This is a genomic window from Collimonas fungivorans (assembly GCF_028292705.1).
Taxonomy (GTDB): Bacteria; Pseudomonadota; Gammaproteobacteria; order Burkholderiales; family Burkholderiaceae_D; genus Collimonas; species Collimonas fungivorans_B.
Map to the genome: position 1 here is coordinate 1 of NZ_JAQGLV010000172.1, position 11,152 is coordinate 11,152.

The 11,152-nt window shown below is 59.5% G+C and carries 11 protein-coding genes; 2 read left to right on the forward strand and 9 right to left on the reverse strand.

What is annotated here, in order from left to right:
• Window positions 1-22: 22 nt before the first annotated feature.
• The 7 genes from hscA to iscR form a co-directional block, all read right to left on the reverse strand.
• Window positions 23-1,888 (reverse strand): Fe-S protein assembly chaperone HscA, encoded by a 1,866-nt coding sequence (gene hscA, locus JWQ61_RS09545; RefSeq protein ID WP_304360321.1) that lies wholly within the window; start codon window positions 1,886-1,888, stop codon window positions 23-25.
• Window positions 1,889-1,909: 21 nt separating this feature from the next.
• Window positions 1,910-2,524, reverse strand: a complete 615-nt coding sequence (locus tag JWQ61_RS09550; protein ID WP_304360322.1) for a LysE family translocator — start codon at window positions 2,522-2,524, stop codon at window positions 1,910-1,912.
• A 28-nt stretch (window positions 2,525-2,552) separates the two neighbouring features.
• Window positions 2,553-3,068 carry a Fe-S protein assembly co-chaperone HscB gene (gene hscB, locus JWQ61_RS09555; RefSeq protein ID WP_304360323.1) on the reverse strand — a complete coding sequence of 172 codons (516 nt, stop codon included), beginning with the start codon at window positions 3,066-3,068 and terminating at the stop codon, window positions 2,553-2,555.
• A gap of 81 nt (window positions 3,069-3,149) precedes the next feature.
• The gene (iscA, locus tag JWQ61_RS09560; protein ID WP_014007106.1) at window positions 3,150-3,473 is read right to left on the reverse strand and encodes an iron-sulfur cluster assembly protein IscA; all 324 of its coding nucleotides are present in this window, start codon (window positions 3,471-3,473) and stop codon (window positions 3,150-3,152) included.
• Window positions 3,474-3,505: 32 nt separating this feature from the next.
• Window positions 3,506-3,904, reverse strand: a complete 399-nt coding sequence (gene iscU, locus JWQ61_RS09565) for a Fe-S cluster assembly scaffold IscU (RefSeq protein ID WP_304360324.1) — start codon at window positions 3,902-3,904, stop codon at window positions 3,506-3,508.
• Between the two features lie 72 nt (window positions 3,905-3,976).
• Window positions 3,977-5,230 carry an IscS subfamily cysteine desulfurase gene (locus JWQ61_RS09570; protein WP_304360325.1) on the reverse strand — a complete coding sequence of 418 codons (1,254 nt, stop codon included), beginning with the start codon at window positions 5,228-5,230 and terminating at the stop codon, window positions 3,977-3,979.
• A 17-nt stretch (window positions 5,231-5,247) separates the two neighbouring features.
• On the reverse strand, window positions 5,248-5,742 hold the full coding sequence (gene iscR / locus JWQ61_RS09575) for a Fe-S cluster assembly transcriptional regulator IscR (protein ID WP_014007109.1): 495 nt from the start codon (window positions 5,740-5,742) through the stop codon (window positions 5,248-5,250).
• A gap of 332 nt (window positions 5,743-6,074) precedes the next feature.
• On the opposite strand from iscR, the gene JWQ61_RS09580 reads away from it, so the two are divergent.
• The gene (locus JWQ61_RS09580) at window positions 6,075-6,845 is read left to right on the forward strand and encodes a TetR/AcrR family transcriptional regulator (protein WP_304360326.1); all 771 of its coding nucleotides are present in this window, start codon (window positions 6,075-6,077) and stop codon (window positions 6,843-6,845) included.
• On the opposite strand, the gene JWQ61_RS09585 is transcribed toward JWQ61_RS09580, so the two are convergent.
• Both JWQ61_RS09585 and uvrB read right to left on the reverse strand, forming a co-directional pair.
• On the reverse strand, window positions 6,842-7,630 hold the full coding sequence (locus tag JWQ61_RS09585; protein ID WP_304360327.1) for a uracil-DNA glycosylase: 789 nt from the start codon (window positions 7,628-7,630) through the stop codon (window positions 6,842-6,844). The two genes, JWQ61_RS09580 and JWQ61_RS09585, sit on opposite strands and share 4 nt — an antisense overlap.
• Window positions 7,631-7,701: 71 nt before the next feature.
• Window positions 7,702-9,783: an excinuclease ABC subunit UvrB gene (gene uvrB, locus JWQ61_RS09590; protein ID WP_304360328.1), complete on the reverse strand. Its 2,082-nt coding sequence runs from the start codon at window positions 9,781-9,783 to the stop codon at window positions 7,702-7,704.
• 127 nt (window positions 9,784-9,910) lie between these two features.
• Between uvrB and JWQ61_RS09595 the strand changes: the two genes are divergently transcribed.
• Window positions 9,911-11,128: an amino acid aminotransferase gene (locus JWQ61_RS09595; protein WP_304360329.1), complete on the forward strand. Its 1,218-nt coding sequence runs from the start codon at window positions 9,911-9,913 to the stop codon at window positions 11,126-11,128.
• The last annotated feature ends 24 nt before the right edge of the window (window positions 11,129-11,152 follow it).

The window sequence follows — 11,152 nt, forward strand, 5'->3', positions numbered from 1 at the left end:
GTCTGATTAATTTATCAAATTTTTATGACACTTGATCCAGTGTCTTGCCGGTCAGCGCATCATGCACGCTGCGGTCCATGCGGCGGGCGGCGAATTCTTCGGTGCCGTGCGCCAGCGCATCGACTGCGGCCTTGATCGCCAGATGGTCCGTACCCTGCGCCTGCACGCGCACGGCATCGATCAAAGCGGCGATGTCCACGCGCTCCTGGTCGGACAACAACGCAACGTCGGCGGACAATGCCGATTCGGTGGCCAGCACAATGCGCTCGGCTTCCACCTGCTCTTCTTTCAGCGCGCGCGCCTGCATGTCGACATCGGCCGAAGCAAACGATTCCTGCAGCATGCGGGCGATGTCGTCATCCGCCAGGCCGTACGAAGGCTTGACGCTGATCGACGCTTCCACGCCGGAGCGCAGCTCGCGCGCCGAGACCGACAGCAAACCGTCGGCGTCGACCTGGTAGGTCACGCGTATCCGCGCCGCGCCGGCGGCCATCGGGGGGATGCCGCGCAGCTCGAACTTCGCCAGCGAACGGCAATCGCTGACCAGCTCGCGTTCGCCCTGCAAGACCTGGATCGCCATCGCGGTCTGGCCGTCCTTGAAGGTAGTGAATTCCTGCGCGCGCGCGCAAGGGATGGTCGAATTGCGTGGAATTACCTTCTCCACCAGTCCGCCCATGGTTTCTATGCCCAGCGACAGCGGGATCACGTCCAGCAGCAGCCAGTCGTCGCCCGGGGCGCGGTTGCCGGCCAACAGGTTGGCCTGGATCGCGGCGCCCAGCGCCACTACCTTGTCCGGATCGATATTTGCCAGCGGCGTGGTTTCGAAGTAGGCGCCGACGGCCTTGCGGATGCTAGGCATGCGGGTTGCACCGCCGACCAGCACCACGCCGTCGACATCATCCACGGTCAGTTCGGCGTCGCGCAGCGCCTTGCGGGTCGGCGTCAGCGTCTTGGCCACCAGATGCTGGGTGATTTCGTCAAAAATCGCTGACGTCAGCTGTAAATGGACCCGCTCACCGGAATTCAAGGCAGCATCGACGCTGACTTCTGCCTTGGTAGAGAGCAGTTCCTTGGCTTCACGCGCCTTGACCATCAGAATCCGCGTGTCTTCGTCGGACAACGGCGCCAGTCCGGCCTGCTGGCTGATCCAGCAAAATATCCGGTGGTCGAAATCGTCGCCGCCCAATGCCGAGTCGCCGCCGGTCGCCAGCACTTCGAATACGCCCTTGGTCAGCTTCAGGATCGAGATATCGAAGGTGCCGCCGCCGAGGTCATAGACTACGTACACGCCTTCCGAGGCGTTATCCAGGCCGTAGGCGATAGCAGCAGCGGTCGGCTCGTTAAGCAAACGCAGCACATTCAGGCCGGCCAGCTTGGCGGCGTCCTTGGTAGCCTGGCGCTGCGCATCGTCGAAATAGGCGGGCACGGTAATCACGGCGCCGACCAGGTCGTCGCCCAAGGCATCTTCCGCCTGCTGGCGCAAGGTCGCCAGGATTTCGGCGGAAATTTCGACCGGGCTCTTGATGCCGGCCGCGGTCTTCAACTGCACCATGCCCGGCACATCGAGAAAATCGTAAGGCAGGTTTTCGGCGTAGGCGATGTCCTTCAGGCCGCGTCCCATGAAGCGCTTGACCGACAGGATCGTGTTCTTGGGATCTGTGGTCTGCGCCGCCTGCGCCTTGTAGCCGATATGCGCATTGCCGTTCGGCAGGTAACGCACGATGGACGGCAGCAACGGCCGCCCTGCTTCGTCGTTCAGCACTTCGGGAATGCTGTTGCGCACCGTGGCGACTAGCGAATTGGTGGTGCCCAGGTCTATCCCGACCGCCAGCCGATGCTGATGCGGTGCGGTGGACATGCCTGGTTCGGAAATTTGTAAAAGTGCCATAGGGTGTTTTCGTTTATTACTTTATTGTGGCAGGGCGATGCGGATACCGAGTGCGATAAATGCAGAGCCCGCCAGTCGGTTCATGGTGGTGGCGGCCGATTTCTTGCGCTGAAAGAACGCGCCGACCATGCCGGAAAACAGGGCGACCACGCTAAAGATGGCCAGCGCCTGCAGGATAAATATGGCCGCCAGTAGCAGCATCTGCGCCGGAATGTGGCCAGCGCTTGCGTTCACGAACTGCGGCAGGAAGGCGATGAAGAACAGCGTCACCTTCGGATTCAATATATTGGCGATCACGCTCTGCCAGTAGATGCGCGATAGCTTCATCGGCTCGGCATTGCCCTGCAGCTGGATCGACGAATGCGAACGCAAGGTGCGCACGCCGATATAGATCAGGTAAGCCGCGCCGGCATAACGCAACAGGGAATACGCCAGCGGCGAAGCCTTGATCAGCGCGGCGAAGCCCAGCACCGCCAGCATGGTATGGAAGATCAAGCCGGAACTGAAACCGGCGGCGGCGACCAGGCCGGCCTTGCGGCCCTGGGTGATGCCGCGCGTCAGCACGTAGATATTGTCCGGTCCCGGCGCCAGGGTCAGCGTCATTGCGGCAATCAGGAATAACCAGACTTCAGGCATGCTCGTACTCGGCTAATAAAGTGGTGTTTTACGATTCAAGAACGGCGAATGCATTGCCGATCTCTTCCCCAAATTTTTCCAGGAACATCAGCTGCCGCACGTATTGCGCAGCCTGCTGGAAATCCTGTGCATCCAGCAAGTCGCCTATGCGCTGCAGGTCGGCCTTGCGCGCAGCGCGCAGCTCAAGATCCAGCTGTTCCAGCGCCGCCAGGTCCTTGCCGGCACGTGCATCGTCCAGCGTTTCGCGCCATTCCATCTGCTGCATCAGGAACGCCGCCGGCATCGCCGTGTTCGACTCCGCCTGCAGCTCGACGCCGTTCAGTTCACACAGGTAGGCGGCGCGCTTGAACGGGCTTTTCAGGGTCTGGTAGGCCTCGTTGGCGCGCGTAGTCCATTGCATCGCCACCCGCTTCTCGGCGCCGCTGGCGCTGGCGAAACGGTCGGGATGCGTCTGGTTCTGCACCTCGTGGTAGGCGCGGTCCAGCGCCACGCTATCCAGCGCGAAGCGTTGCGGCAGGTGGAACAGTTCAAAGTGATTTTGCATGGCTCTTAAAACAAAAGCCTGTTGGAGTACAACAGGCTTGGTCCAATCCAACGTGATGCGGGTCAAGCAGACGGTCCTGGATCAGATCCGGAAACTCTCGCCGCAGCCGCACTCGTCCTTGACGTTCGGGTTGTAGAACTTGAAGCCTTCGTTCAAACCCTCGCGCGCAAAATCAAGCTCGGTGCCGTCGATATACGGCAAGCTCTTGGGATCGACAAACACCTGGATGCCGTGCGATTCGAACACTGCATCTTCATCGGTCTTCTCGTCCACGTATTCCAGTTTGTAAGCCAGCCCCGAGCAACCGGTAGTGCGCACGCCGAAGCGCAGGCCGATGCCCTTGCCGCGCCGTTCGATATAGCGGTTGATGTGCTTGGCCGCTTTTTCCGTCAGTGTGATTGCCATATGCCGTCGATCTCTTTTCGCTAGATTAGCTTTTAAGCTGCCTGCTTTTGCTCGCCGTGTTTGGCCTTGTAATCTTCTACCGCGGCCTTGATCGCATCTTCAGCCAGGATCGAGCAGTGGATCTTGACCGGCGGCAGCGCCAGTTCTTCGGCGATCTGGGTGTTCTTGATCGACATCGCTTGATCCAGCGTCTTGCCCTTGACCCATTCGGTCACCAGCGACGACGAAGCAATCGCCGAACCGCAACCGTAGGTCTTGAACTTGGCGTCCAGAATCACGCCGTCGGCGCCGACCTTGATCTGCAATTTCATGACGTCGCCGCATGCAGGCGCGCCAACCATGCCGGTACCAACAGTCTCGTCGCCCTTTTCAAAAGCGCCGACGTTGCGTGGGTTTTCGTAGTGGTCCAAAACTTTTGCTGAATAAGACATTTTGCTACTCCTTGTTTGAGCCGCGGCGGTGACCTCTCACCGGCTGCGGCATAATGCTGCCAATGCGTCCTGTTAGTGCGCCGCCCATTGGATCGTACTGATATCGATCCCGTCTTTGTACATGTCCCACAGCGGCGACAGCTCGCGCAGTTTCGCAACCTTGGTCTTGATCAGTTCAATCGTGAAATCGATGTCTTCTTCGGTCGTGAAACGGCCGATGGTGAAACGGATCGAGCTGTGCGCCAGTTCGTCGCTGCGGCCCAGCGCGCGCAATACATACGATGGCTCCAGGCTGGCCGAAGTACAGGCCGAACCGGACGATACCGCGATGTCCTTGATCGCCATGATCAGCGATTCGCCTTCAACGTAGTTGAAGCTGACGTTGAGGTTATGCGGCACGCGGTGATCCATGTCGCCGTTGACATACACTTCTTCAATCGTTTGCAGGCCGGTCGCCAGGCGATCGCGCAGCGACTTGATGCGGACGATTTCTTCATCCATTTCTTCACGGGCGATTTCAAAAGCCGCGCCCATGCCGACAATCTGGTGCGTAGGCAAGGTGCCCGAACGCAGGCCGCGCTCATGGCCACCGCCGTGCATCTGCGCTTCCAGGCGGACGCGCGGTTTGCGCCGCACGTACAGCGCACCGATGCCTTTAGGACCGTAAGTCTTGTGGGCCGTGAAAGTCATCAGGTCGACCTTCCATTTTTCCAGGTCGATCACTACCTTGCCGGTGGCTTGCGCCGCGTCGCAATGGAAAATGATGCCCTTCTGGCGGCACAGTTCACCGATTTCCGCGACAGGCTGGATCACGCCGATTTCATTGTTGACCAGCATCACCGAAACCAGGATGGTGTCGGGACGGATCGCTGCTTCCAGCTGTTCCAGCGTGATCAGGCCATTATCCTGCGGTTGCAGGTAAGTCGCTTCGAAGCCTTGGCGTTCCAGTTCGCGCACCACGTCCAGCACTGCTTTATGCTCGGTCTTGACGGTGATGATGTGCTTGCCCTTGGTCTTGTAGAAATTGGCTGCGCCCTTGATCGCCAGGTTGTTGCCTTCGGTGGCGCCGGAAGTCCAGATGATCTCGCGCGAATCGGCGTTGACCAGCTTGGCGACCTGCTCGCGTGCATCTTCCACCGCTTTTTCGGCAGACCAGCCGTACATGTGGCTGCGCGAAGCCGGATTGCCGAACTGCTCGCGCAAATAGGGAATCATCTTGTCGGCAACACGCGGATCGATAGGCGTGGTTGCCGAATAGTCCATGTAAATCGGGAAGTGAGGCGCCTTCAATGTGTCTATCAGGCTTTTTTCCAAGGGTGCGTTCATACTTTTTCTAGCTCCAATCAAGCGACCAGGTGGGACCTATGCATCACCACCACGTTTTGTTCCAGGGCCTTCCTCTGCTGCGCTTGCTGCTGCGCATGTTGCTGATCCACCAAATCCTTCAGCGACACCGAATCCAGGTATTCGACCATCTTGGCGTTCAAGGTCGACCACAGGTCGTGTGTCATGCAACGGCTGCCGCCCTCGTGATCCGGGCTGTGGCAGTTTTCCTTGCCGCCGCACTGGGTCGCATCCAGCGGTTCGTCGACCGCGATGATGATGTCCGCCACCGTGACGTCTTCCGCCTTGCGCGCCAGGTTGTATCCGCCGCCTGGCCCGCGCACGGATTCAACAATCTGGTGACGACGCAATTTACCGAACAATTGTTCCAGATATGACAGGGAAATCTCTTGACGCTCGCTAATTGCAGACAAAGTTACCGGACCTTTGCCCTGGCGCAATGCCAAATCGATCATCGCAGTTACCGCAAACCGGCCTTTTGTAGTCAGACGCATGTAATCTCCGCTCTTAAACCTATCTACCTGTCTCTATATCCTGCTGGATTGCCAAGTGTTACGACAGTATACCAAACTTGAGTGAATCCGTCAGGTATTGCCCGATTCCTGGAATCCCGCGCCCGGCTTGGCTTTTGCGCCGATTGTCATTTATACAATTACAACAAATAAGGGCATCTTGGACGAACCGGATCTGGCGCAGAAAATTGCCATATGCACACCAGTCATGGCGGCTGGAATAGTGTTAAATGTAAAAATATATTCAAGGAAGCGGCGCTTAAACCTATAATACCGACCCTCCCGCACAGTCCTCTTTTTGAGCAGCACTCAGTATGGCCATCCGCAAATCCAAGACACCGCAATCACCGACGCAGAGAGCTGACCAGAAACGCGTCGACATCCTGAAATCCGCAGGAAAGTGCTTCCGCAAGACCGGTTTCCACCAGACCTCGATGCAGGAGATCTGTACCGAGGTCGGCCTCGGCCCGGGCGCGGTGTACCGCTACTTCACCAGCAAGGATGCGATTATTGCGGCCATGGCGGAGGATGAAAGGCGCCAGGCGCGCACTTTGTTGTCGGAATTCCACGATACCGACGACCTGCCGCAAGCGCTGTCCGCCATCACCCGCGCCTTCGCCCGCCGCTACGCAGCGATCAGCGACGCCGGCCTGATGACCGAGATCTACGCGGAAGGTTTGCGCAACAAGCGTGTGGGTGCGGTGATCAAGACGGCGGAGACGGAATGGGTGGACGGCCTGGCGGACATGCTGCGCACCGCCCAGGAACGCGGCCAGATCGACCAGACACTGGACGCCAATGCGGCAGCGCTGCTGCTGACCGCCATGTGGGACGGCATCGTGATCCGCCAGGCCTACACGCCGGAACTGCCGGAAGCGATGCTGGTGCTGTTTGACGACATGCTCAAGCGCTGGCTGGCCAGCGCCACCCCGGTTGCCGGCAAGCGGAGCAAACCGGCGCCGGCTCCGAAACCCGCGGCGCCTGTCGCCGAGCCGCAACTGGATCTCAGCCCGGCTCCCGCGCCTGCCGCAGAAAAACCGCTGACCCAGGCCGAAATCGACCTGCGGCAAATGAGCCTGATCTAAGCGCGCCGCAATAACTGCATGGGACCGAACAAGGCCTGCATGCCGGCGTTGCCGATAAAACTCAGGTTGTAAGGGTGCTCGGCGACTGCTTTCGGAAACCGCGCAGTCACCGGATAGGCATTCAACTGCTCGGCGATTTTCCCCCACAACACCAGCGTCGGCAGATCCTCGCCGCGCTTGTCCGCAGCCTCCGCCAGCCCCTGCAACACCGCCTGCATGAATGGCTGCCAGGCCTTGGCGTCCTTGACCGGCGGCACCTCCGGACGAAACACCAGCGAAGCATTCAATAGCAAGAAACCCTGCTTCACCATGTTGGCCTGCAAATCGGCCAGCAGCTGGATCGCCTGCGAACCGTCCGCCTGCGCCTGCAACGCCACATCCGACATCGCATCGCCGGTCGTGTTTTCCAGCGCCAGCTGGCCATCGGCCACCAGCAGCATCTTCATGAAATTGCGCAGGGAAGTCGCACGATTGACCTGCTTCGACAAGCCCTTCTCTGACCACAGGGAGCCGACCGCGCCGTCCATGAAACAGACGCCGGTGGCGCTGGCCGCGCGCGGATAAGGCCCCTCGCCCACCAGCACATAACGCACCGCTTCCAGCGGCTGGGTGAAGGCGGCAAACATGCGGCCCTCGGTAGGCAGGTATTCTGCCGCGGCCAGATCCTTCAGATAAGCTGGATTGGCTTGCGCTACCGCGCGCAAGCCCTGTTCCAGGATGGCGAGCCAGGAAGCATGTACGCCGGATAACGCGGAACGGATTGAAGCAGGAAGAAAATCAGTCATAAATCATCAACAATCGCAACAAAAACAGCAAACAGGATTGATCAAACACAGGCCGTTAAAAAATCCTGCAACTACAAAACAATATTGTCCGCTCCCGGCGCACCGAACAGCTGCTGCTTCAGCACATGCAGCTGGTCGCGCACCTGCGCGGCTTTTTCGAACTCCAGGTTCTTGGCGTGATCGACCATCTGCTTCTCCAGGCGCTTGATTTCCTTGCTCACCTGTTTCTCGCTCATGGCTTCGTACTTGGCCTGGTCCTGCGCCGCATGCAGCACTTCGCGCGCTTCCTGCGGGCTGTAGACGCCGTCGATCAATTCCTTGATCTGCTTGCTGATGCCGACCGGGGTGATGCCGTTGGCGGCATTGAAGGCGATCTGCTTGTTGCGGCGGCGCTCGGTTTCGTCGATCGCGCGGCGCATGGAATCGGTCATGCGGTCCGCATACAGGATCGCGGTGCCGTTCAGGTTACGCGCGGCGCGGCCTATGGTCTGGATCAGGCTGCGCTCGGAACGCAGGAAGCCTTCCTTGTCGGCATCCAGGATCGCTACCAGCGACACTTCAGGAATATCCAGGCCCTCGCGCAGCAGGTTGATCCCGACCAGCACGTCGAAGGTGCCCAGGCGCAGGTCGCGGATGATTTCCACGCGCTCGACGGTTTCGATATCGCTGTGCAGGTAACGCACCTTGATGCCGTTATCGCTCAGGAATTCGGTCAGCTGCTCCGCCATGCGCTTGGTCAGCGTGGTCACCAGCACCCGTTCGTTCTTCTTGATGCGGGCATTGGCCTCGTTCATCAGGTCGTCGACCTGGCTCAAGGCCGGCCGCACTTCGATCGCAGGATCGATCAGGCCGGTCGGCCGCACCACCTGCTCCACCACCTGGTCGGCATGCTGCTTTTCGTAGTCAGCGGGCGTGGCCGAGACAAAAATCGTCTGCCGCATCTTGCCTTCGAATTCGTCGAAACGCAGCGGCCGGTTATCCAGCGCCGATGGCAGCCGGAAGCCGTAATCCACCAGGTTGGTCTTGCGCGAACGGTCGCCGTTATACATAGCGTTCAACTGGCCGATCAGCACATGCGATTCGTCCAGGAACATCAACGCATCCTGCGGCAGGTAATCGACCAGGGTCGGCGGCGGCTCGCCCGCCAAGGCGCCGCTCAGGTGGCGCGAATAGTTTTCGATGCCCTTGGTGAAACCGATTTCCTGCATCATCTCCAGGTCGAAACGGGTGCGCTGCTCTATGCGCTGCTCCTCGATCAGTTTATTTTCCTTACGGAAAAATTCGAGCCGGTCGCGCAGTTCGTCCTTGATGGTTTCGATGGCGCGCAGCACGGTGGCGCGCGGCGTCACATAGTGCGAACCGGGATAGACGGTGAAGCGCGGGATCTTTTGCCGCACGCGGCCGGTGAGCGGATCGAACAGCTGCAGGTTGTCGATTTCATCGTCGAACATCTCGATGCGCAAGGCCAGCTCGGCATGCTCGGCCGGAAACACGTCGATGGTGTCGCCGCGCACGCGGAAGGTGCCGCGCCCGAAATCGATTTCGTTGCGGGTGTACTGCATCTGGATCAGGCGCGCGATGACGTCGCGCTGGCTGACCTTGTCCTTGGCGCGCAAGGTCAGGATCATCTGGTGGTATTCGTTGGGGTTACCGATACCGTAGATCGCCGACACCGTTGCCACAATGACCACATCGCGCCGCTCCATCAGCGATTTGGTGCAGGACAGGCGCATCTGTTCTATGTGCTCATTGATCGAGGAATCTTTCTCGATGAACAAGTCGCGCTGCGGCACATAGGCTTCCGGCTGGTAATAATCGTAGTAGCTGACGAAATATTCCACCGCGTTGTGCGGGAAAAACTCGCGGAACTCGCTGTACAGCTGGGCCGCCAGCGTTTTATTCGGCGCAAAAACGATCGCCGGCCGCCCCATGCGGGCGATCACGTTGGCCATCGTATACGTCTTGCCGGAGCCGGTAACGCCCAGCAAAGTCTGGTAAAACAGGCCGTCTTCCAGCCCTTCCGTCAGTTTATCGATGGCCGCGGGCTGGTCGCCGGCAGGCTGGAACGGCTGGAACAGCTTGTACGGCGAATTCGGAAAAGTGACGATTTTGGACTCGTCGACGGTGCTCTGAACCTGTGATATGTCAGCCATGGGCTTCGACCTTTGGTAAAATAGACGGTAGTAAATCCGCGCCGATCAGCGATTTGTCTCGTGACCCGGCACAGCATTCAACCCGGCCGCAACATCTCTTTTGCAGCCAACTTTTTATGTTATCACGATGAACGCACCTCTTTCAGCCTCCCTCTTTACCGCCATCGAAATGGCGCCACGCGATCCTATCCTCGGCATCACCGAAGGTTTCAATGCGGACCAGAATCCAGGCAAGACCAACCTCGGCGTCGGCGTCTATTACGATGACAACGGCAAGGTGCCGCTGCTGGAATGCGTGCAAAAAGCGGAAGCGCTGCTGATCGAAAAACTGGCGCCGCGCACCTACCTGCCGATCGAAGGCCTGGCGGCTTACGACAAGGCTGTGCAAGAACTGGTATTTGGGGCCGACAGCGCCGTAGTTCAAGAGAAACGCGCAATCACCGTGCAAGCTATCGGCGGCACCGGTGCGCTGAAACTGGGCGCCGATTTCCTCAAGCGCTTCAGCGCCGACAACACGCAAGTCTGGATCAGCGATCCAAGCTGGGAAAACCACCGCGCGCTGTTCGAATCGGCCGGCTTCACCGTCAACAACTATCCTTACTACGACCCGGCTACCCGCGGCGTCAACTTCGGCGGCATGCTGGATGCGCTGAAAACCATGCCGAGCGGTTCGGTAGTCCTGCTGCACGCCTGCTGCCACAACCCGACCGGCGCCGACCTCAGCGACGCCGAATGGACCCAGGTCATCGACGTCGTCACCCAGCGCGGCCTGGTGCCTTTCCTCGACATGGCCTACCAGGGTTTTGGCGACGGCATCGAAGCCGACGGCCAGGTAGTGCGCCGCTTCACCGAAGCCGGCGGCCCGGTGTTCGTATCGAACTCGTTCTCGAAATCGTTCTCGCTGTATGGCGAACGCGTGGGCGCCCTGAGCATCGTCGCCGCCAGCAAGGAAGAAGCCGGCCGCGTGCTGTCGCAACTCAAGCGCGTGGTGCGCACCAACTACTCCAACCCGCCGATCCACGGCGGCCAGGTAGTGGCCACCACCCTGGCCTCGCCAGAGCTGCGCAAGCTGTGGGAAGAAGAACTGGCCGGCATGCGCGTACGCATCCGCGAAATGCGCCACCTGCTGGTGAAAAAACTGAAGGAACAAGCCCCAGGCCACGACTTCGATTTCGTCATCAAGCAGCGCGGCATGTTCTCCTACTCCGGCCTGACCAAGGCCCAGGTCGAACGCCTGCGCGACGAATTCTCGATCTACGCCGTCGACACCGGCCGCATCTGCGTGGCCGCGCTCAATACCAAAAATATCGACAATGTTGTCGCCGCAATCGCAAAAGTCCTGTAATATTCGGCTCCCGGAGAAGTTGTA